Source organism: Vreelandella sp. F11 (assembly GCF_042466685.1).
GTDB lineage: Bacteria > Pseudomonadota > Gammaproteobacteria > Pseudomonadales > Halomonadaceae > Vreelandella.
In genome coordinates, this window is sequence record NZ_CP170448.1 from 196,804 (window position 1) to 217,314 (window position 20,511).

The 20,511-nt window shown below is 55.2% G+C and carries 22 protein-coding genes; all 22 read left to right on the plus strand.

Translation table 11 applies throughout. From position 1 onward, the window contains the following. Positions 1 to 40: 40 nt before the first annotated feature. The 22 genes from rpoB (at position 41) to rpsH (ending at position 20,508) form a co-directional block, all read left to right on the plus strand. Positions 41 to 4,117: a DNA-directed RNA polymerase subunit beta gene (gene rpoB / locus ACFIOZ_RS00920; RefSeq protein WP_230805195.1), complete on the plus strand. Its 4,077-nt coding sequence runs from the start codon at positions 41 to 43 to the stop codon at positions 4,115 to 4,117. Between the two features lie 10 nt (positions 4,118 to 4,127). Beyond that, positions 4,128 to 8,342: a DNA-directed RNA polymerase subunit beta' gene (gene rpoC / locus ACFIOZ_RS00925; protein WP_386081630.1), complete on the plus strand. Its 4,215-nt coding sequence runs from the start codon at positions 4,128 to 4,130 to the stop codon at positions 8,340 to 8,342. 215 nt (positions 8,343 to 8,557) lie between these two features. Beyond that, complete coding sequence (gene rpsL, locus ACFIOZ_RS00930; RefSeq protein ID WP_008959173.1) at positions 8,558 to 8,932, plus strand: 30S ribosomal protein S12; 375 nt, start codon at positions 8,558 to 8,560, stop codon at positions 8,930 to 8,932. 189 nt (positions 8,933 to 9,121) lie between these two features. Beyond that, complete coding sequence (gene rpsG / locus ACFIOZ_RS00935; RefSeq protein ID WP_009288145.1) at positions 9,122 to 9,592, plus strand: 30S ribosomal protein S7; 471 nt, start codon at positions 9,122 to 9,124, stop codon at positions 9,590 to 9,592. Between the two features lie 230 nt (positions 9,593 to 9,822). After that, on the plus strand, positions 9,823 to 11,946 hold the full coding sequence (fusA, locus tag ACFIOZ_RS00940; protein WP_386081632.1) for an elongation factor G: 2,124 nt from the start codon (positions 9,823 to 9,825) through the stop codon (positions 11,944 to 11,946). 29 nt (positions 11,947 to 11,975) lie between these two features. After that, a complete protein-coding gene (gene tuf / locus ACFIOZ_RS00945) occupies positions 11,976 to 13,169 on the plus strand; it encodes an elongation factor Tu (protein ID WP_009288143.1) in 1,194 nt (397 codons plus the stop codon). A 159-nt stretch (positions 13,170 to 13,328) separates the two neighbouring features. Next, entirely contained in the window at positions 13,329 to 13,640 is a 312-nt protein-coding gene (rpsJ, locus tag ACFIOZ_RS00950; protein WP_007112007.1) for a 30S ribosomal protein S10, read from the plus strand. Between the two features lie 161 nt (positions 13,641 to 13,801). Continuing rightward, entirely contained in the window at positions 13,802 to 14,440 is a 639-nt protein-coding gene (gene rplC / locus ACFIOZ_RS00955; protein ID WP_035582685.1) for a 50S ribosomal protein L3, read from the plus strand. Positions 14,441 to 14,455: 15 nt separating this feature from the next. Beyond that, positions 14,456 to 15,061, plus strand: a complete 606-nt coding sequence (gene rplD, locus ACFIOZ_RS00960; RefSeq protein WP_386081635.1) for a 50S ribosomal protein L4 — start codon at positions 14,456 to 14,458, stop codon at positions 15,059 to 15,061. Beyond that, complete coding sequence (gene rplW / locus ACFIOZ_RS00965; RefSeq protein ID WP_008959167.1) at positions 15,058 to 15,354, plus strand: 50S ribosomal protein L23; 297 nt, start codon at positions 15,058 to 15,060, stop codon at positions 15,352 to 15,354. Before rplD ends, rplW begins: the two co-directional genes overlap by 4 nt. A 17-nt stretch (positions 15,355 to 15,371) precedes the next feature. Beyond that, the gene (gene rplB / locus ACFIOZ_RS00970) at positions 15,372 to 16,202 is read left to right on the plus strand and encodes a 50S ribosomal protein L2 (RefSeq protein ID WP_008959166.1); all 831 of its coding nucleotides are present in this window, start codon (positions 15,372 to 15,374) and stop codon (positions 16,200 to 16,202) included. Between the two features lie 33 nt (positions 16,203 to 16,235). Then, the gene (rpsS, locus tag ACFIOZ_RS00975) at positions 16,236 to 16,511 is read left to right on the plus strand and encodes a 30S ribosomal protein S19 (RefSeq protein ID WP_009098993.1); all 276 of its coding nucleotides are present in this window, start codon (positions 16,236 to 16,238) and stop codon (positions 16,509 to 16,511) included. A gap of 18 nt (positions 16,512 to 16,529) precedes the next feature. Next, a complete protein-coding gene (gene rplV / locus ACFIOZ_RS00980; protein ID WP_007112002.1) occupies positions 16,530 to 16,862 on the plus strand; it encodes a 50S ribosomal protein L22 in 333 nt (110 codons plus the stop codon). Positions 16,863 to 16,872: 10 nt separating this feature from the next. After that, on the plus strand, positions 16,873 to 17,577 hold the full coding sequence (rpsC, locus tag ACFIOZ_RS00985; RefSeq protein ID WP_230805198.1) for a 30S ribosomal protein S3: 705 nt from the start codon (positions 16,873 to 16,875) through the stop codon (positions 17,575 to 17,577). 15 nt (positions 17,578 to 17,592) lie between these two features. Then, a complete protein-coding gene (gene rplP, locus ACFIOZ_RS00990) occupies positions 17,593 to 18,006 on the plus strand; it encodes a 50S ribosomal protein L16 (RefSeq protein ID WP_007112000.1) in 414 nt (137 codons plus the stop codon). Next, the gene (gene rpmC, locus ACFIOZ_RS00995) at positions 18,006 to 18,197 is read left to right on the plus strand and encodes a 50S ribosomal protein L29 (RefSeq protein WP_007111999.1); all 192 of its coding nucleotides are present in this window, start codon (positions 18,006 to 18,008) and stop codon (positions 18,195 to 18,197) included. Before rplP ends, rpmC begins: the two co-directional genes overlap by 1 nt. 1 nt (position 18,198) lies before the next feature. Beyond that, complete coding sequence (gene rpsQ, locus ACFIOZ_RS01000; protein ID WP_007111998.1) at positions 18,199 to 18,459, plus strand: 30S ribosomal protein S17; 261 nt, start codon at positions 18,199 to 18,201, stop codon at positions 18,457 to 18,459. Between the two features lie 49 nt (positions 18,460 to 18,508). After that, the gene (rplN, locus tag ACFIOZ_RS01005) at positions 18,509 to 18,880 is read left to right on the plus strand and encodes a 50S ribosomal protein L14 (RefSeq protein WP_008959163.1); all 372 of its coding nucleotides are present in this window, start codon (positions 18,509 to 18,511) and stop codon (positions 18,878 to 18,880) included. Between the two features lie 14 nt (positions 18,881 to 18,894). Continuing rightward, positions 18,895 to 19,209, plus strand: a complete 315-nt coding sequence (gene rplX / locus ACFIOZ_RS01010) for a 50S ribosomal protein L24 (RefSeq protein WP_088702075.1) — start codon at positions 18,895 to 18,897, stop codon at positions 19,207 to 19,209. Between the two features lie 18 nt (positions 19,210 to 19,227). Then, positions 19,228 to 19,767, plus strand: a complete 540-nt coding sequence (rplE, locus tag ACFIOZ_RS01015; protein WP_007111995.1) for a 50S ribosomal protein L5 — start codon at positions 19,228 to 19,230, stop codon at positions 19,765 to 19,767. 10 nt (positions 19,768 to 19,777) lie between these two features. Next, on the plus strand, positions 19,778 to 20,083 hold the full coding sequence (gene rpsN / locus ACFIOZ_RS01020; RefSeq protein WP_113269837.1) for a 30S ribosomal protein S14: 306 nt from the start codon (positions 19,778 to 19,780) through the stop codon (positions 20,081 to 20,083). Positions 20,084 to 20,115: 32 nt separating this feature from the next. Then, complete coding sequence (gene rpsH / locus ACFIOZ_RS01025) at positions 20,116 to 20,508, plus strand: 30S ribosomal protein S8 (protein ID WP_007111993.1); 393 nt, start codon at positions 20,116 to 20,118, stop codon at positions 20,506 to 20,508. Positions 20,509 to 20,511 lie beyond the last annotated feature (3 nt).

Sequence of the window (20,511 nt, forward strand, 5' to 3'; positions counted from 1 at the left end):
ACGCATCGGTCACCCATGGTGAACAAGCTGGGGAATACAGATGGCTTACTCATATACTGAGAAAAAACGCATCCGCAAGGATTTCGGCAAACTGCCCCAAGTGATGGATGTGCCTTACTTGCTGGCGATCCAGCTTGATTCCTATTACGACTTCCTCCAGCAAGATCGTTCGCCCGACGAGCGTCACGAGGTCGGTCTGCACGCGGCATTCAAGTCCGTGTTTCCGATTGAGAGCTTCTCCGGCAATGCAGCGCTTGAGTATGTCAGCTACCGCTTTGGTACGCCGGCGTTCGATGTTAAGGAGTGCCAGCTGCGCGGCGTGACTTACTCCGCCCCGCTGCGCGTCAAGGTTCGCTTGATCATCTATGATCGCGACTCCTCGAACAAAGCAATCAAAGATATCAAAGAGCAAGAAGTCTACATGGGGGAAATCCCCCTGATGACTGAGAACGGTACCTTTGTAATCAACGGTACTGAGCGGGTAATCGTGTCCCAGCTCCACCGCTCGCCCGGTGTGTTCTTCGATCACGATAAAGGCAAGAGCCACTCTTCCGGCAAGCTGCTCTACTCAGCTCGCGTAATTCCTTATCGTGGCTCCTGGTTAGACTTCGAGTTTGACCCCAAAGACAACGTATTCGTACGTATTGACCGTCGCCGCAAACTGCCGGCCTCGGTATTGATGCGTGCGCTGGGTATGAACACCGAAGAGATCCTCGCCGAGTTCTTTGAAACCAGCGTCTTCCACATTGAGAAATCCGGTTTCTCTGTGGAGCTGGTACCGTCGCGCCTGCGCGGCGAAACGGCCACTTTCGACATCAAGGATGGCGAAGGCAATGTGATCGTTGAAGAGGGGCGTCGGATTACCCAGAAGCACATTCGTCAGCTTGAAAAAGCTGGCCTTGAGCGTCTGGATGTGCCGATGGAGTACCTGTTCGGCAAAACCCTGGCCAAAGATCAGATTGATTCTAAGACCGGCGAGCTGATCTGCCCCTGCAATACCGAGATCACGCCTGAAGTGCTTGAGCGTATGGCTCAGGGTGGCATTACCCTGGTGGAAACGCTCTACACTAACGATCTTGACTGCGGTTCCTTTATTTCCGACACCTTGAAGCTGGACGCGACGAACTCCGCGCTTGAAGCCCTGGTGGAAATCTACCGCATGATGCGCCCCGGCGAGCCGCCCACCAAAGAGTCTGCCGAGACGCTGTTTAACAACCTGTTCTTCTCTGAGGATCGCTACGACCTCTCTGGCGTTGGCCGCATGAAGTTCAACCGTCGCCTGCGTCGTGATACCGACACGGGCTCCGGTGTGCTGGATCGCAAAGACATCCTCGACGTGCTGCGCGAACTGATCAATATTCGTAACGGCTTCGGTGACGTTGACGATATCGATCACCTGGGTAACCGCCGTATTCGCTGTGTTGGCGAGATGGCCGAGAACCAGTTCCGCGTTGGCCTGGTGCGGGTAGAGCGCGCGGTAAAAGAGCGTCTCTCCATGGCCGAAAGTGAAGGTCTGATGCCCCAAGACTTGATCAACGCCAAGCCGGTTGCGGCGGCGGTGAAAGAGTTCTTCGGTTCCAGCCAGCTTTCCCAGTTTATGGATCAGAACAACCCGCTTTCGGAAGTTACCCACAAGCGTCGTGTGTCTGCACTCGGCCCCGGTGGTTTGACCCGTGAGCGCGCTGGCTTCGAAGTACGTGACGTTCACGCCACGCACTACGGGCGTCTATGCCCGATCGAAACGCCGGAAGGCCCGAACATCGGTCTGATCAACTCCCTGGCGACTTACAGCCACACTAACAGCTACGGCTTCCTTGAGACGCCGTACCGTAAAGTGGTTGACCGTCAGTTGACTGACGATATTGTGCATCTGTCAGCGATTGAAGAGGGCGACTACATTATCGCCCAGGCGTCAGCAGCGGTGGATGAGTCCAACAAGCTCAGTGATGACCTGGTTCAGGTACGTCACCGCGGTGAAACGACCTTCATGCGTCCTGAGCAGGTGACGCTGATGGATGTATCTCCACGTCAGGTTGTATCTGTTGCAGCGGCATTGATTCCGTTCCTGGAGCACGATGACGCCAACCGCGCCTTGATGGGTTCTAACATGCAGCGTCAGGCGGTACCTACCCTGCGCGCCGACAAGCCGCTGGTAGGTACGGGCATGGAGCGCTTTGTTGCCCGTGACTCCGGTGTCTGTGCGGTAGCGAATCGTGGTGGGGTTATCGACTCGGTAGACGCTCGTCGTGTAGTGGTACGGGTTAATGAAGATGAAATCATCGGCGGTGAAGCCGGGGTTGATATCTACAACCTGACCAAGTACACCCGCTCGAACCAGAACACCTGTATGAACCAGCGCCCCATCGTGCGGCCTGGCGACAACGTGGCACGTGGCGATATTCTCGCCGACGGCCCGTCGGTGGATATGGGCGACCTGGCGCTAGGCCAGAACATGCGCATCGCCTTTATGCCCTGGAACGGTTACAACTTCGAGGACTCGATCCTGCTCTCCGAGCGTGTCGTTCAAGAAGATCGTTTCACTACCATCCACATTCAGGAACTAACCTGTGTGTCTCGCGACACCAAGTTGGGCTCAGAAGAGATTACCTCTGATATCCCCAATGTGGGCGAGTCCGCGCTCTCCAAATTGGATGAAGCGGGCGTTGTTTACATCGGTGCTGAAGTTGGCCCCGGGGATATTCTGGTCGGTAAGGTAACACCGAAGGGTGAAACCCAGCTGACGCCCGAAGAGAAGCTGCTACGTGCCATCTTCGGCGAGAAAGCGTCTGATGTTAAAGACACCTCGCTGCGTGCCCCCACCGGCATGAAAGGCACGGTCATCGACGTTCAGGTGTTTACCCGTGACGGCGTTGAGAAGGATTCACGCGCCCTGTCAATCGAGCGCACCCAGCTTGACGAGGTACGTAAGGATCTTCAGGAGACCTATCGTATCGCTGAAGATGCCACCTTCGAGCGTCTAAAGCGCACCCTTGAAGGCCAGGCCGTTAACGGCGGCCCGAACCTCAAGAAAGGTGATGTGCTCGACGAGGCGTACCTGGATGAGTTGCCGCGTCAGCAGTGGTTCAAACTGCGCCTGCAGGATGAGTCCTACAACGAGCTGCTGGCTCAGGCCGACGAACAGCTGGAAACCCGTCGCAAAGAGATGGACGAGCGCTTTGAAGATAAGAAGCGCAAGCTGACCCAGGGCGATGATCTCGCACCGGGCGTGCTAAAAATCGTCAAGGTCTACATGGCGGTTAAGCGTCGCATCCAGCCGGGCGACAAGATGGCTGGTCGTCACGGTAACAAAGGTGTTATCTCAGCGATTATGCCTATCGAAGACATGCCGTTTGACGAGAAAGGCGAGCCGGTTGACGTGGTGCTTAACCCGCTGGGCGTACCGTCGCGTATGAACGTCGGTCAGATCCTTGAGACTCACTTGGGTATGGCGGCACGTGGCTTGGGCGTCAAGATCGAAGCCATGCTGCGCGATGCACGCGGCCAGCAAGTGGCCGAGATTCGTGACTTCCTGGGGCAGATCTACAATACGCAAGGTACGCGTGTTGAAGACCTTGACTCCCTGAGCGACGACGAAATCATCGCCCTGGCGAAGAACCTAAAAGGCGGTGTGCCGATGGCAACACCGGTGTTTGACGGTGCCAAAGAGCACGAAATCAAGCACCTGTTGAAGCTGGCGGACATTCCAGAATCGGGTCAGATGGCCCTGTTCGATGGCCGTACCGGTGACGCTTTTGACCGTCCGGTCACCGTTGGCTACATGTACATGCTGAAGCTTAACCACTTGGTAGACGACAAGATGCATGCGCGTTCTACCGGTTCTTACTCGCTGGTTACCCAGCAGCCCTTGGGTGGTAAGGCGCAATTCGGTGGTCAGCGCTTCGGTGAGATGGAAGTGTGGGCGTTGGAAGCTTACGGCGCCGCATACACGCTACAAGAGATGCTCACCGTCAAGTCGGACGACGTCGAAGGCCGCACCAAGATGTATAAAAACATCGTGGATGGCGACCACACCATGCAGGCAGGCATGCCGGAATCCTTCAACGTACTCGTGAAGGAAATCCGCTCGCTGGGCATCGATATCGAGTTAGAGAGCTAGGAGCCGTCCCATGAAAGATTTGGTGAAAGTACTCAAATCGCAGTCTCAGTCCGAAGAGTTTGACGCGATCAAGATTACCCTGGCGTCGCCGGACATGATTCGCTCCTGGTCGTTTGGCGAGGTGAAGAAGCCTGAGACCATCAACTACCGTACCTTTAAACCGGAGCGGGACGGCCTGTTCTGCGCCAAGATCTTTGGCCCGGTTAAAGACTACGAGTGCCTGTGCGGCAAGTATAAGCGCATGAAGCACCGCGGTATCATCTGCGAAAAGTGTGGCGTTGAAGTGACTAAAGCCGCCGTGCGCCGTGAGCGCATGGGGCACATTGAGCTCGCTTCACCGGTAGCGCACATCTGGTTCTTGAAGTCACTGCCGTCGCGTATCGGCATGTTCCTCGATATGACCCTGCGTGATATCGAGCGCGTGCTCTATTTCGAAAGCTTTGTCGTTATCGATCCAGGCATGACCACGCTGGAGCGTGGTCAGCTGATGAACGATGAGCAGTACTTTGAAGCACTGGAAGAGTTCGGTGATGACTTCGATGCCCGCATGGGTGCCGAAGCCGTTCAAGAGCTGCTCAAAGATATCGATCTGGAAGAAGAGATTAACCACCTGCGCGAAGAGATTCCGCAGACTAACTCCGAAACCAAGATCAAGAAGCTCTCCAAGCGCTTGAAGCTGCTTGAAGCCTTCTACCACTCCGGTAACGCACCGGCGTGGATGGTCATGGAAGTGCTGCCCGTGCTGCCGCCGGATCTGCGTCCGCTGGTACCGCTGGACGGTGGCCGCTTCGCGACCTCGGATCTTAACGACCTTTACCGTCGTGTGATCAACCGTAACAACCGCCTGAAGCGTCTGCTCGATCTCAATGCGCCGGATATTATCGTGCGCAACGAGAAGCGTATGCTTCAGGAAGCCGTCGATGCGCTACTCGACAATGGTCGTCGTGGCCGGGCGATCACGGGCTCTAACAAACGCCCGCTGAAATCGCTCGCCGACATGATCAAAGGTAAGCAGGGTCGTTTCCGTCAAAACCTGCTAGGTAAGCGCGTTGACTACTCTGGCCGTTCGGTGATTACCGTGGGCCCGACCCTGCGTCTGCACCAGTGCGGTCTGCCCAAGAAAATGGCCCTTGAGCTGTTCAAGCCGTTTATCTACTCCAAGCTGCAGTCGCTGGGCTACGCCTCAACGATCAAAGCCGCCAAGAAGATGGTCGAGCGCGAGCTGCCGGAAGTGTGGGACATCCTTGCCGATGTTATCCGCGAGCACCCGGTACTGCTTAACCGCGCACCCACACTTCACCGTTTGGGCATCCAGGCGTTTGAGCCGCTGTTGATCGAAGGTAAAGCCATTCAACTGCACCCGCTGGTATGTGCCGCCTATAACGCCGACTTTGACGGTGACCAGATGGCGGTACACGTACCGCTGACCCTGGAAGCGCAGCTTGAAGCGCGTGCGCTGATGATGGCCACCAACAACGTGCTGTCGCCCGCTAACGGCGAGCCGATCATCGTGCCGTCGCAAGACGTTGTTCTGGGTCTGTACTACATGACCCGCGAGAAGATCAACGCCAAAGGCGAGGGCATGGTGTTCTCTGATCTCAACGAGGTTGAGCGTGCGTTTGGAACCCAGTCAGTATCGCTACACGCACGGGTTAAAGTGCGTCTAGACGAGATCGATATTGAAGAAGAGAGTGGCGAGCGCAGCTTCCACCGCCGTATTTACGATACCACCGTCGGCCGTGCGCTGCTGTTCCGCATTCTGCCCGAAGGCGTGCCCTTCGAGCTGATCGATCAGCCGATGAAGAAGAAGGCGATCTCCAGCCTGATCAACGAAGTGTACCGTCGCGCTGGCCTTAAGCCGACCGTCATCTTCGCTGACCAACTGATGTATACCGGTTTCCGTCTGGCGACCTGGTCCGGCGCCTCAATCGGTGTTAACGACTTCGTTATCCCCGAAGCAAAAACCGAGATCGTTGACGCGGCAGAAGCGGAAGTTAAAGAGATCGAAGACCAGTTCTCCTCTGGCCTGGTAACAGCAGGTGAGAAGTACAACAAGGTTATCGATATCTGGTCCAAGGCCAATGATAAAGTCGCCAAAGCGATGATGGTCGGTATCTCTAAAGAGACTGTCGTCGATCGTGATGGTAACGAAGTTGAGCAGGACTCGTTCAACAGCGTCTTCATCATGGCCGACTCCGGTGCCCGTGGTAGTGCCGCCCAGATCCGCCAGTTGGCGGGTATGCGTGGTCTGATGGCCAAGCCGGATGGCTCGATCATCGAAACGCCAATCGTCGCCAACTTCCGTGAAGGCCTGAACGTACTGCAGTACTTCATCTCGACCCACGGTGCACGTAAAGGTCTTGCGGATACGGCGTTGAAAACCGCCAACTCCGGTTACCTGACTCGTCGTCTGGTAGACGTGGCGCAAGATCTGGTGATCACGGAAGTCGACTGTGGTACCGAAAATGGCTTGACCCTGCATCCGATCATCGAAGGCGGCGATATTATCGTGCCGCTTTCCCAGCGTGTGCTTGGTCGCGTCGTGGCCCAGGATGTTGTCGATCCAGGCAGCGAGGAAGTCTTGATTCCGCGCAATACGCTGCTCGACGAGAAGTGGTGTGCTGAGCTCGATACCATGGGCGTGGATGAGATTATTGTGCGCTCGACCATTACCTGTGATACCCCGCACGGCGTGTGTTCGTCCTGTTATGGTCGTGACCTTGCTCGTGGCCACCAGGTCAACATCGGTGAGTCCGTCGGTGTTATCGCCGCGCAGTCCATTGGTGAGCCGGGTACCCAGTTGACCATGCGTACCTTCCACATCGGTGGTGCGGCATCGCGCTCCTCTGCGGTCGATAGCGTACAGGTTAAGCACGGCGGTAAAGTTCGCCTGCACAACATTAAGCACGTTGAGCGTGCCGACGGGAAGCTGGTAGTGGTGTCCCGCTCTAGCGCCCTGGCCGTTGCTGACGACCATGGTCGTGAGCGTGAGTACTATAAGCTCCCTTACGGTGCCGAGCTCTCTGTACGCGACGGCGACGTGGTCGACGCGGGTGCGACGGTCGCTAAATGGGATCCACACACTCACCCGATCGTTGCTGAAGTAGAAGGTAAGGCGCAGTTCATCGATCTCGACGAAGGTGTCACCATGCACCGTAGTGTCGATGAGATGACCGGTCTCTCCTCCATTGAGGTGATCGAGTCGGCGGCCCGCCCCATGGCTGGTCGCGACAAGCGCCCAATGGTTATGCTGCAAGACAGCGCTGGCGAGTACGTCTCTGTATCGGGCTCTAACACCCCGGTTCAGTACCTACTGCCGGGTAACTCCATTATCTCCGTCGATGATGGTGTCACTATTGGTGTGGGTGAAGTGGTTGCCCGTATCCCGGTAGAAGCGTCGGCGAACAAAGATATCACCGGTGGTCTGCCGCGGGTTGCTGACTTGTTCGAAGCACGTAAGCCGAAAGAGTCCTCGATCCTGGCCGAGATCAGCGGTGTGGTCAGCTTTGGTAAAGAGACCAAAGGTAAGCGTCGTTTGACGATTACCCCGGAGTCTGGCGATCCGTTTGAGGCGCTGATTCCGAAGTGGCGTCAAATCGCCGTCTTCGAAGGCGAAACTGTCGAGAAGGGCGAAGTGATTTCCGATGGCCCGAGTAATCCTCACGATATCCTGCGCCTGCTGGGTGTTGAGGAACTTGCCAAGTACATCACTGCCGAAGTGCAAGACGTTTACCGTCTGCAGGGTGTAGGAATCAATGACAAGCATATCGAAGTGATTGTGCGTCAGATGCTGCGCAAGGTAGAGATCACCGATTCGGGCGACTCTGACTTCATTACTGGTGATCAGGCAGAACTGGTTCGCGTACTGGAGCAGAACGAGCGGCTTGAAAAAGAGAAGAAATTCCCGGCCAAGTATCAGCGTATGCTGCTGGGTATCACCAAGGCCAGTCTGGCCACCGAGTCGTTCATTTCCGCGGCCTCCTTCCAGGAGACAACCCGCGTACTGACCGAAGCAGCGGTGACAGGCAAACGCGATTACTTGCGCGGCCTGAAAGAGAATGTGGTGGTTGGTCGTCTGATACCGGCAGGTACGGGCTTGACTCACCACGCAGAGCGTCGTCGCAAGCGCGAAGACGTTGAGCAACTGTTCAATCCTTCGGCTACCGAAGTCGAACAGGAGCTGGGTGCCCAGTTGACCGCCCTCGACTCTGACGATGAGCTGTAGGCCAGGCGCCCAACGCAGTAGGTAACATGAGTAAGTAAAACGAGTAGCTGACCTGAAAAAAACGTCACCTTGCCGGTAAAACCGCCGGCAAGGCTTGACGACACCCAGGGTCAGCCTTTAGAATGCGCAGCCTTTAACAGTGGGGTGGGTGCGCCCGCATCCGCTGCATATATTTGTTAAAAGGCTAAGGCAACCATTGGAGTCAGCTAAACACCATGGCAACGATTAATCAGCTAGTGCGCAAGCCGCGCAAGCGCCCCGTCACCAAAAGTGACGTGCCAGCGCTGCAGGCCTGTCCGCAAAAACGCGGCGTATGTACGCGCGTTTACACCACCACCCCGAAGAAGCCTAACTCGGCTCTGCGTAAGGTTTGCCGTGTGCGCCTTACCAACGGCTTTGAAGTCTCTTCTTACATCGGTGGTGAAGGTCACAACCTTCAAGAACACTCTGTCGTTTTGATTCGCGGCGGCCGTGTAAAGGATTTGCCAGGTGTGCGTTATCACACCGTACGTGGCGCCCTTGACACCTCCGGCGTTCAGAATCGTCGTCAGGGTCGTTCTAAATACGGTACTAAGCGTCCTAAGTCCTAAGGGCTAAGTCCTAAGGGATTGGGTTGCTGTGCAGCACTGCCCTGTTAGACGGGCTTGTTGAGTAACGATTTTTACGAATTTGACGGTCTGATAAGAGTAAGGTCGGGCAGCGCTTGTGGGGTTTGAATAGCGTACACAGGTTGCATGGGTTCCGGGTTTACCTGAAAGATCCTTAATTGAGGGCTTATCATGCCTAGAAGAAGAGTAGTAGCTAAACGCGAGATTCTGCCGGATCCTAAGTTCGGAAGTGAGCGTCTGGCGAAGTTCATGAACCACCTGATGGTCAGCGGCAAGAAGTCCATAGCTGAGCGTATCGTCTACGGTGCGTTGGACAAGGTTGCCGAGCGTAGTAAAGAAGATCCGCTGGAGATCTTCGACAAAGCGCTGGAAGCCATCCAGCCAATGGTCGAAGTGAAGTCGCGCCGTGTAGGTGGTGCGACCTATCAGGTGCCGGTTGAAGTACGTCCGTCTCGTCGTCAAGCGCTGGCAATGCGCTGGCTGGTAGACGCGGCGCGTCGTCGCGGTGAGAAAACCATGGTGCAGCGTCTGGCGGGTGAAATGCTGGATGCCGCTGAAGGTAAAGGTTCTGCCGTTAAGAAGCGCGAAGACGTGCATCGCATGGCAGAAGCCAACAAGGCCTTCTCGCACTACCGTTTCTAAGGTACGCGTTTCTAAGGTCAGCGTTTCTAAAATCGGCGTTTCTAAGTACGGCGTTTTTAAGTATGGCTTTAGGGTTTTAATATGCACGTTGTTCAGCATGGCGAAGTGTTTGCTGAGCCGCTCTGTTGTAATGCCTAACCGCTACCCTGCAGGGGTGGCGGCGGTCGCATAAGCCTCGCTTGCATACGCCGCTAAATTAACGAGCATCGCCAACAAACGGGAGTTTCACCGTGGCACGCAAGACTCCACTAAATCGTTACCGTAATATCGGTATCGTCGCTCACGTCGACGCGGGTAAAACCACGACGACCGAGCGTGTACTTTTCTACACCGGCCTTTCCCACAAAGTGGGCGAAGTGCACGATGGTGCTGCGACCATGGACTGGATGGAGCAGGAGCAGGAGCGTGGTATTACTATCACCTCAGCTGCAACCACCTGTTTCTGGCAGGGCATGAGCAAGCAGTTCCCTGAGCACCGTATCAACATTATCGATACCCCGGGGCACGTTGACTTCACCATTGAAGTTGAGCGTTCGCTGCGCGTACTCGATGGTGCGGTCGTTGTACTGTGCGGCTCTTCCGGTGTTCAGCCGCAGACTGAAACAGTATGGCGCCAAGCCAACAAGTATGAAGTTCCGCGTATGGTTTTCGTCAACAAGATGGACCGTACCGGCGCTGACTTCTTCATGGTTGTAAACCAGTTGAAAGAGCGTTTGGGTGCCAACGCTGTGCCGATCCAGATTAACTGGGGCACGGAAGAGGACTTTAGAGGCGTTATCGACCTGATTCAGATGAAGGCTATCCTGTGGGATGAGGAGAGCCTGGGTATGAATTATGATCTCGTGGATATTCCGGCTGAATTGCAAGAAACAGCTGCGAAGTATCGCGAAGAGATGGTCGAAGCGGCTGCCGAAGGCTCTGACGAGCTGATGGAGAAGTATCTCGAAGGCGGCGAGCTGTCGATTGAAGAGATCAAGGCTGGCCTGCGCGCGCGCACCCTGGCTAACGATATCGTTCTGGTGACCTGTGGTTCTGCCTTTAAGAACAAAGGCGTTCAGGCAGTGCTGGATGGCGTTATCGAATACATGCCTTCGCCGACAGAAGTTAAGGCGATCGAAGGTGAGCTTGACGATAAAGATGGTACTGTCGATACCCGTGAGGCTGATGACAGTGCGCCGTTTGCGGCTTTGGCGTTTAAAATCGCCACCGATCCCTTCGTTGGTACGCTGACCTTTATCCGCGTCTACTCGGGTGTTCTGAAATCTGGTGACGGTGTGTATAACTCCGTTAAGCAGAAGAAAGAGCGCGTTGGTCGTATCGTTCAGATGCACGCCAACTCTCGCGAAGAGATCAAAGAAGTTCTGGCGGGCGACATCGCTGCTTGTATCGGTCTGAAAGACGTCACCACGGGTGATACCCTGTGCGACATCGATAACAAGATCGTTCTCGAGCGCATGGAGTTCCCGGATCCGGTTATCTCGGTAGCCGTAGAACCTAAGTCTAAGGCAGACCAAGAGAAAATGGGTGTTGCTCTGGGCAAGCTTGCTCAAGAAGATCCCTCTTTCCAGGTCAAGACCGACGAAGAGACCGGCCAGACGATTATTTCTGGTATGGGTGAGCTTCACCTGGATATCCTCGTTGACCGTATGCGTCGCGAGTTTAAGGTTGAAGCCAATATCGGTAAGCCGCAGGTTGCTTACCGTGAAACCATTCGCGGCAGCATTGAGCAAGAAGGCAAGTTCGTACGTCAGTCCGGTGGTCGTGGTCAGTATGGTCACGTTTGGCTACGTATTGAGCCGCTGACAGCAGAAGAGAAGGGTGAAGGCGAAGACGAACTGTTCTTCAAGTTCAACTCAGAAATCGTGGGTGGCACGGTTCCAAAGGAATACGTACCTGCGGTTGAGAAGGGTGCTTTTGAGCAGCTCAAAAACGGCGTCATCGCGGGTTACCCGATGATCGACGTTAAAGTAACGCTGTTTGATGGCTCCTTCCACGACGTGGACTCTAACGAGACTGCGTTTAAGATTGCTTCTTCTATGGCAGTAAAAGAAGGTGCCAGGAAGGCCAAGGCCGTGCTGCTGGAGCCGGTGATGAAGGTCGAAATCGTGACCCCCGAAGAATTTATGGGTGACGTCATGGGCGACCTGAGCCGTCGTCGCGGCCTGGTGCAGGGTATGGATGACTCCTCTTCTGGTAAAGTCATCCGTGCGACGGTGCCATTGGGTGAGATGTTCGGTTATGCAACCGATCTGCGCTCACAAACCCAGGGCCGTGCGAGCTACTCTATGGAGTTCTCGAAGTACGACGAGGCGCCCTCCAGCGTCGTTGAAGCCGTCATCAATCAAAACGGTTAACCGTTAGCTAACGTAAAGAGGTTATAGCAGTGGCTAAGGAAAAATTTGAACGTTCCAAACCGCACGTCAACGTCGGCACCATTGGTCACGTCGACCACGGTAAAACGACCCTGACTGCGGCCCTGACCCGCGTGTCTGCTGAGGTTTTCGGCGGCGACTGGCGTGAGTTTGATACCATCGATAACGCTCCTGAAGAGCGTGAGCGCGGTATCACCATCGCTACTTCCCACGTGGAATATCAGTCTGAAGATCGTCACTACGCGCACGTCGACTGCCCGGGGCACGCCGACTACGTCAAGAACATGATCACCGGTGCTGCGCAGATGGACGGCGCGATCCTGGTATGTTCTGCCGCTGACGGCCCGATGCCGCAGACTCGCGAGCACATCCTGCTGTCTCGTCAGGTTGGCGTACCGTTCATCGTTGTGTTCCTGAACAAAGCGGACATGGTCGATGATGAAGAGCTGCTCGAGCTGGTTGAGATGGAAGTTCGTGAGCTTCTCGATCAGTACGACTTCCCGGGCGACGACACGCCGATCATCACTGGTTCTGCGCTGATGGCACTGAACGGTGAAGATGACAAAGGCATGGGTACGACTGCCGTTGCCAATCTGATCAAAGCTCTGGATGCTTACATCCCTGAGCCGGAGCGTGCTATTGATCAGCCGTTCCTGATGCCGATCGAAGACGTGTTCTCTATCTCTGGTCGCGGTACTGTTGTTACCGGTCGTGTAGAGCGCGGCATCGTTAAAGCGGGCGAAGAAGTGGAAATCGTGGGTATCCGCGACACCACCAAAACGATCGTTACCGGTGTTGAAATGTTCCGTAAGCTGCTCGACGAAGGTCGTGCTGGTGAGAACGTTGGCGCCCTGCTGCGTGGTACTAAGCGTGATGACGTCGAGCGTGGCCAAGTACTGGCCAAGCCGGGCACCATCAACCCGCACACTACCTTCGAAGCAGAAGTTTACGTACTGTCCAAGGAAGAGGGTGGTCGTCACACGCCTTTCTTCAAGGGCTACCGTCCGCAGTTCTACTTCCGTACCACTGACGTAACAGGTACTTGTGAACTGCCGGAAGGCGTTGAAATGGTCATGCCAGGTGACAACGTTCAGATGGTTGTTACCCTGATCGCTCCGATCGCAATGGACGAAGGCTTGCGCTTCGCTATTCGTGAAGGCGGCCGTACTGTCGGTGCTGGCGTTGTGGCCAAAATCGTCAAGTAAGCAGCATGCTTGAATGATGAAGGGGGCTCTGATGAGCCCCCTTTTCTGCGCACCAACAGCAAATGTTTGACATGGGCTTTTGGCGTGCCTATAATGCGCATCCTTTGAATGCGTGGGTAGACGGCTCGCGCCGTCGACATCCATTGGAGTTTAGGGCAAATGCAGAACCAAAAGATTCGCATTCGGTTGAAAGCTTTCGACCATCGCCTGATCGATCAGTCTACAGCGGAGATTGTTGAAACCGCTAAACGTACTGGTGCTCAGGTTCGTGGTCCGATTCCGCTGCCGACCAACCGCGAGCGTTACACCATTCTGATCTCGCCGCACGTCAACAAAGATGCGCGTGACCAGTATGAGATTCGTACGCACAAGCGTGTGCTCGACATTGTTGAGCCGACCGAAAAAACTGTTGATGCTTTGATGAAGCTTGATCTCGCCGCAGGCGTAGACGTGCAAATCAAACTCAACTAATTACACTAGTCACTTTGCGGCCCAGCGCTCATCGCTCTTCGTAAAGAGTTGGCATGAGCAGCAGCCGCCGCGCCGTGAGGCGCCACACAATGTGCTAGTGGAATGCTCTGGAAAGGGCAGCCATAGCGGGTGATAGCCCCGTACACTATAGGAGACTGAGTATGACTATCGGTTTAGTCGGTAAAAAGGCCGGGATGACCCGTGTCTTTACCGAAGACGGCGCGTCTGTGCCCGTAACCGTTATTGAAGTTGATCCTAATCGTGTTACACGCGTTAAATCTGTCGAATCTGACGGTTACGCAGCGATTCAGGTCACATCTGGCTCTCGCAAAGCTAAGCACCTCACCAAAGCGCAGGCTGGTCAGTTTGCCAAGGCGGGTGTTGAAGCTGGTCGTGCACTGATGGAGTTTCGTCTTGCAGAAGGCGAAGAGATTCCTGAAGTGGGCGGCGAAATCACCGTATCCCTCTTCGAAGCTGGTCAAATGGTTGACGTGACTGGCACCTCTAAGGGTAAAGGCTTCCAGGGTGCTGTTAAGCGCTGGAACTTCCGTACCCAAGATATGACTCACGGTAACTCTCTGTCGCATCGCGCGCCGGGTTCTATCGGCATGTGTCAGACTCCGGGTCGCGTTTTCAAAGGCAAAAAGATGGCCGGTCAAATGGGTAACGCCCGTTGCACCGTGCAGAGCCTTGAGATCGTCCGTGTCGACGCCGAGCGTAACCTGCTGCTGATTAAAGGCGCCGTACCGGGTGCTCCCGGTAGTGACGTTATCGTTCGCAGCGCCGTGAAAGCAGGCTGAAGGGGATAATTACCAATGAATCTGAATCTTGCTGCAGGCGCGGGTACCGTTGAAGTAGCCGACGCCACTTTTGGCAAAGAATTCAACGAAGCGCTCGTTCACCAGGTTGTCACTGCCTATTTGGCGGCTGGTCGTCAGGGAACCCGCGCACAAAAGAGTCGTTCCGACGTGCGTGGCGGTGGTAAAAAGCCGTGGCGTCAGAAAGGCACCGGTCGTGCACGTGCCGGTACCATCCGCTCTCCGCTATGGCGTAGTGGTGGCGTAACCTTCGCGGCGCGTCCGCAAGACTACACCCAGAAGGTTAACCGCAAGATGTACCGTGCAGCGATGCGCTCCATCTTGTCAGAGCTGGTACGTCAAGAGCGTTTAGTCGCGATTGAAGAGTTCGTCGTCGATGCGCCTAAGACCAAGCAGGTAGCTGCCAAGCTAAAAGAGCTCAACCTTGAAAAAGTGTTGATCGTCACTGAAAAAGTTGACGAAAAGCTCTATTTGGCCGCACGCAACCTTCCCCACGTTGACGTGGTGGATGTCGCGGCAGCTGACCCGGTAAGTCTGGTCGCCTTTGATAAGGTGCTGATTACCGTCTCCGCCCTGCGTAAATTCGAGGAGAAGCTGGCATGAACCAGGAACGCGTATTTAAGGTTCTGCTTGGGCCGCACGTGACCGAAAAGGCCGCAATGGCAGCCGAGCGCAACCAGTACGTTTTCAAGGTGGCATCTGATGCTACCAAGCCCGAGATCAAGAAAGCCGTTGAAGCACTTTTCGGCAAGAAGGTCGGCAGTGTTCAGGTACTGAACATGAAGGGTAAAACAAAGCGTACTGCGAACGGCGTTGGCCTGCGTAAGGGTTACCGCAAAGCGTATGTGACCCTGGCTGCGGGTGAAACGCTCGAAGACTTCTCTGGCGCCGAATAAGGGCAGGAGTACGGATAATGGCAATCGTCAAGACCAAACCCACTTCCGCCGGTCGTCGCCACGTCGTCAAGATCGTTGGTGAGGAACTGTTTAAAGGCCGTGCTTATGCACCGCTTTTAGAAAAACAGTCCAAGTCCGGCGGCCGTAACAACTACGGTCGTATCACCACCCGCCACGTGGGCGGTGGTCATCGTCACCACTATCGGTTGATCGATTTCAAACGCACCAAGGATGGCATTCCTGCCACCGTTGAGCGTCTTGAGCACGATCCCAACCGCAGTGCGCACATTGCGCTGCTGAAGTATGCCGATGGTGAGCGTCGTTACATCATTGCACCGAAAGGTGTCAGCGCGGGTGACGTGCTGGAATCTGGTGTTAACGCGTCAATCAAGAAAGGCAATGCCTTGCCGCTGCGTAACGTCCCGTTGGGTTCTACGGTGCACTGCATCGAACTCAAGCCGGGTAAAGGTGCGCAGATTGCTCGCAGTGCCGGTACAAGCGCCCAGTTGGTTGCTCGTGAAGGTAACTATGCCACCCTGCGTCTTCGCTCTGGCGAAATGCGTAAAGTGTTGGCCGAGTGCCGCGCGACCTTGGGTGAAGTGAGCAACTCTGAGCACAGCCTGCGTCAACTTGGCAAGGCCGGTGCGAAGCGCTGGAGAGGCGTGCGTCCGACTGTTCGCGGTGTCGCGATGAACCCAGTCGATCACCCGCATGGTGGTGGCGAAGGCCGCACCAGTGGTGGTCGTCACCCGGTATCCCCATGGGGTGTGCCGACTAAGGGTCACAAGACGCGTAAGAACAAGCGCACCGACAAGCTGATCATTCGTCGTCGTAATAAGACGCGTTGATCTAAATTGCCAAGACATTAAGAGGTAACGGCTGTGCCACGTTCACTAAAGAAAGGTCCCTTCATTGACCTTCATCTTTTGAAGAAGGTAGAGGCTGCAGTGGAGAAGAACGACCGTAAACCGATCAAGACCTGGTCGCGTCGTTCTATGATCCTGCCCAATATGGTAGGCCTCACTATCGCGGTCCATAACGGTCGCCAACACGTCCCGGTGCATGTATCCGAGGAAATGGTTGGCCACAAATTGGGCGAATTCGCTGCAACCCGCACTTACCGTGGGCATGCGGCGGATAAAAAAGCCAAACGGTAAGCCAGAGAGGATTGAGAGATGGAAGTCACAGCTAAGCTGCTTGGCGCTCGTTTATCCGCCCAGAAGGCCCGTTTGGTGGCTGACCAGGTGCGCGGTAAACCTGTCGCCGAGGCACTCGACCTGCTGACCTTCTCACCGAAGAAGGCTGCCAAGCTGGTTAAGAAGGTGCTGCAATCCGCGATTGCAAACGCGGAAGAAAATAACGGCATGGATATTGACGAGCTGCGTGTCTCGACCATCTGCGTCGATGAGGGCATGACGCTCAAGCGTATCAAGCCGCGTGCCAAGGGGCGTGCGGATCGTATCTTGAAGCGCACGTGCCACATCACCGTCAAGGTAGCCGAGAAGTAGGAGTCGACCGATGGGTCAGAAAGTCAATCCAACAGGCATTCGACTGGGCATCGTCAAAGACCATGCTTCTGTCTGGTATGCTGAGCGCGGCGCTTACGCCGATAAGCTCAATAACGATCTCGAAGTGCGTAGCTTCCTGGAAGAGCGGCTTAAAAGCGCTTCCGTAAGCCGCATCCACATCGAGCGTCCGGCAAACAATGCCCGCATCACCATTCACACTGCCCGTCCGGGTATCGTGATCGGTAAGAAAGGTGAAGATGTCGACCGTCTGCGTCGCGATCTCACCCAGATGATGGGTGTTCCCGTGCATGTGAACATCGAAGAAGTTCGCAAGCCGGAGCTGGATGCCAAGCTAGTCGCTGCTAACGTAGCGGGTCAGCTTGAGCGTCGCGTCATGTTCCGTCGTGCGATGAAGCGCGCGGTACAGAACGCAATGCGTCTTGGCGCTGGTGGCATCAAGATTCAGCTGTCAGGTCGTCTTGGTGGCGCTGAAATCGCACGTACCGAATGGTACCGCGAGGGTCGCGTTCCGCTGCACACACTGCGTGCGGATATCGACTACGCCACTTACGAAGCTCACACCACCTATGGCGTTATCGGCGTCAAAGTGTGGATCTTCAAGGGTGAAATCCTCGGCGGTATCGAGGAAGTACGTGCCAAGGCTAAGCAGCAGCAGCCTACCGGCAACGCGCCCAAGAAGAAAGGTTCCAGGTAAGGGGAGAGCGAGTCGATGTTACAGCCCAAGCGTATGAAATTCCGCAAGATGATGAAAGGCCGCAACCGTGGCCTGGCGCATCGCGGAAGCAAGATCAGCTTCGGGGAATACGGCCTTAAAGCTACTGGTCGCGGCCGCATCACTGCGCGTCAGATCGAAGCAGGCCGTCGTGCGATCACACGTCACGTAAAACGTGGCGGTAAAATCTGGATCCGCGTCTTCCCTGATAAGCCGATCTCCAAGAAGCCGCTCGAAGTTCGTATGGGTAAAGGTAAAGGTTCTGTTGAGTACTGGGTTGCCCAGATCCAACCGGGTCGGGTCCTGTATGAAATTGAAGGCGTGTCGGAAGAGCTCGCACGTGAAGCGTTTGAGCTTGCCGCACAGAAAATGCCCTTATCCACCACCTTTGCGAAACGGACGGTGATGTGATGAAAGCCCAGGAAATTCGTGAAAAGTCCGCAGGAGAGCTCCAGGAGCAACTCCTCGAACTCCTCCGCGAGCAGTTTAACCTGCGCATGCAGAAGGCCACTGGCCAACTGAGCCAGACTCATCTGCTCAAGCAGGTCCGCCGGGATATCGCCCGCGTTAAGACTTTGCTCAACGAGAAGGCAGGTGATTGAGATGGCCGAAGAAAACACAAAGCGTACGCTCACCGGTAAAGTGGTGAGCGATAAGATGGACAAGTCCATCGTCGTCATGATCGAGCGGCGCGAGCGTCACCCGATCTACGGAAAATACGTTAAGCGCTCCACCAAGCTGCACGCCCATGATGAGGCGAACCAGGCTAAGGCTGGCGATACGGTCTCTATTCAAGAGTGCCGTCCGCTTTCCAAGAAAAAAGCTTGGACGCTGGTCGAGGTGGTTGAACACGCCAAGGGTTAATCCCTGGGCTTGTCAATCAGTGCAGTCAGATTAGGTTTGGAGAAAACCGATGATTCAGACTCAGACAATGCTGGATGTCGCCGACAACAGCGGAGCGCGCCGGGTGCAGTGCATCAAGGTGTTAGGCGGTTCACATCGTCGTTACGCTCGCGTTGGTGATATCATCAAGGTCACGGTTAAGGAAGCGATTCCGCGTGGCAAGGTCAAAAAAGGCCAGGTGCTAAAAGCGGTCGTGGTCCGGACCCGTAGTGGCGTCCGTCGTCCCGACGGTTCGCTCATCCGTTTCGATGGAAATGCGGCAGTTTTGTTGAATAACACCAACGAACAGCCCATCGGTACCCGTATTTTTGGGCCGGTGACTCGTGAACTTCGTAATGAAAAGTTCATGAAGATCATTTCCTTAGCGCCTGAAGTGCTGTAAGGAGCGAGGCGGATATGCAAAAGATCAAACGTGACGATGAAGTCATCGTCATCGCCGGGAAGGATAAAGGCAAGCGTGGCACCGTTAAGCGGGTATTAGATAACCGCTTTCTGGTGTCCGGTGTGAACATGATTAAACGTCACACCAAGCCAAATCCCATGGCGGGTAATCAGGGCGGTATCGTCGAGCGTGAGGCTCCGATTCACGCGTCCAACGTAGCCATCTTCAATTCGGAGACCGGTAAGGCGGATCGCGTCGGCTTCCAAGTGAAGGAAGACGGTACCAAGGTACGTATCTACAAGTCGACGCAGACGCAGATCGACGCCTAACGCGAGTCGGGTAGCAAAATGGCGAACTTGAAAGAACGTTATCAAAACGAGGTAGCAGCTCAACTCAAAGAAGAGTTCAGCTATGCCAACGTTATGCAGGTACCCCGGATCACGAAAGTGACTCTGAATATGGGTATCGGCGAAGCAGTCAACGATAAAAAGTTGATTGACAATGCCATCGGCGACCTAGAGAAACTCTCTGGTCAAAAACCGTTGGTGACCAAGGCACGTAAGTCCATCGCGGGCTTCAAGGTGCGTGAAGGTTGGCCAATCGGCATCAAGGTAACACTGCGCGCTGAGCGTATGTGGGACTTCTTGGATCGTTTGGTTTACATCGCGATTCCCCGCGTGCGTGACTTCCGTGGTCTCAACCCGAAGTCTTTCGACGGTCGTGGTAATTACTCCATGGGTGTGCGTGAGCAGATCATCTTCCCGGAGATCGAGTATGATAAAATCGATCGCATCCGGGGGTTGGACGTCACTATCACAACGACCGCCAAAACCGACGAGGAAGGTCGTGCGCTGCTAACCGCGCTGAACTTCCCGTTCAAGAAATAGGGGCGAGATCATGGCTAAAAAAAGTATGGTAGAGCGTGAGCTTAAGCGTACTCAGCTGGTCGCGAAGTATGCGGCCAAGCGCGCTGAACTCAAGAAGATCATCTCAGACGTGAACACGTCTGAGGAAGACCGCTTCGAGGCGACGCTGAAGCTGCAGCAACTGCCGCGCGACTCAAGCCCGGTGCGTCAGCGTAACCGCTGCCGTATTACCGGTCGTCCGCACGGTTTTTACAACAAGTTCGGCCTTGGCCGTAACAAGCTGCGTGAAGCCGCCATGCGTGGCGACGTTCCTGGGTTGAAAAAATCCAGTTGGTAACGCCACGTAGAATTATCAGGAGCGCACATTAAATGAGCATGCAAGACACTCTGGCGGATATGTTTACCCGTATCCGCAATGCGCAGATGGCCACCAAGGAGACGGCAACTATGCCGTCCTCCAAGTTGAAAGTGCAAGTGGCCCGAGTGCTAAAGGAAGAAGGCTACATTGCCGACTTTGCGGTAGCGGAGGGCGCTAAGCCCGAGCTAACCGTAACTCTCAAGTACTTTGAGGGTAAGCCGGTCATTGAGCACATTCAGCGGGTTTCCAAGCCGTCCCTGCGTCGCTACATGGGTAAGGACAACTTGCCCAAGGTTGCCGATGGCCTGGGTATCGCGATTGTCACCACATCCAATGGTGTCATGACCGATCGTGCCGCGCGCCAAGCGGGTGTCGGTGGCGAAGTCATCTGCACCGTATTCTAGGAG

Coding starts and splice junctions, on each gene's coding strand:
- rpoB (WP_230805195.1), top strand. CDS start 41: ATGGCTTACTCATATACTGAGAAAAAACGCATCCGCAAGGATTTCGGC.
- rpoC (WP_386081630.1), top strand. CDS start 4,128: ATGAAAGATTTGGTGAAAGTACTCAAATCGCAGTCTCAGTCCGAAGAG.
- rpsL (WP_008959173.1), top strand. CDS start 8,558: ATGGCAACGATTAATCAGCTAGTGCGCAAGCCGCGCAAGCGCCCCGTC.
- rpsG (WP_009288145.1), top strand. CDS start 9,122: ATGCCTAGAAGAAGAGTAGTAGCTAAACGCGAGATTCTGCCGGATCCT.
- rpsJ (WP_007112007.1), top strand. CDS start 13,329: ATGCAGAACCAAAAGATTCGCATTCGGTTGAAAGCTTTCGACCATCGC.
- rplC (WP_035582685.1), top strand. CDS start 13,802: ATGACTATCGGTTTAGTCGGTAAAAAGGCCGGGATGACCCGTGTCTTT.
- rplD (WP_386081635.1), top strand. CDS start 14,456: ATGAATCTGAATCTTGCTGCAGGCGCGGGTACCGTTGAAGTAGCCGAC.
- rplW (WP_008959167.1), top strand. CDS start 15,058: ATGAACCAGGAACGCGTATTTAAGGTTCTGCTTGGGCCGCACGTGACC.
- rplB (WP_008959166.1), top strand. CDS start 15,372: ATGGCAATCGTCAAGACCAAACCCACTTCCGCCGGTCGTCGCCACGTC.
- rplV (WP_007112002.1), top strand. CDS start 16,530: ATGGAAGTCACAGCTAAGCTGCTTGGCGCTCGTTTATCCGCCCAGAAG.
- rpsC (WP_230805198.1), top strand. CDS start 16,873: ATGGGTCAGAAAGTCAATCCAACAGGCATTCGACTGGGCATCGTCAAA.
- rplP (WP_007112000.1), top strand. CDS start 17,593: ATGTTACAGCCCAAGCGTATGAAATTCCGCAAGATGATGAAAGGCCGC.
- rpmC (WP_007111999.1), top strand. CDS start 18,006: ATGAAAGCCCAGGAAATTCGTGAAAAGTCCGCAGGAGAGCTCCAGGAG.
- rpsQ (WP_007111998.1), top strand. CDS start 18,199: ATGGCCGAAGAAAACACAAAGCGTACGCTCACCGGTAAAGTGGTGAGC.
- rplN (WP_008959163.1), top strand. CDS start 18,509: ATGATTCAGACTCAGACAATGCTGGATGTCGCCGACAACAGCGGAGCG.
- rplX (WP_088702075.1), top strand. CDS start 18,895: ATGCAAAAGATCAAACGTGACGATGAAGTCATCGTCATCGCCGGGAAG.
- rplE (WP_007111995.1), top strand. CDS start 19,228: ATGGCGAACTTGAAAGAACGTTATCAAAACGAGGTAGCAGCTCAACTC.
- rpsN (WP_113269837.1), top strand. CDS start 19,778: ATGGCTAAAAAAAGTATGGTAGAGCGTGAGCTTAAGCGTACTCAGCTG.
- rpsH (WP_007111993.1), top strand. CDS start 20,116: ATGAGCATGCAAGACACTCTGGCGGATATGTTTACCCGTATCCGCAAT.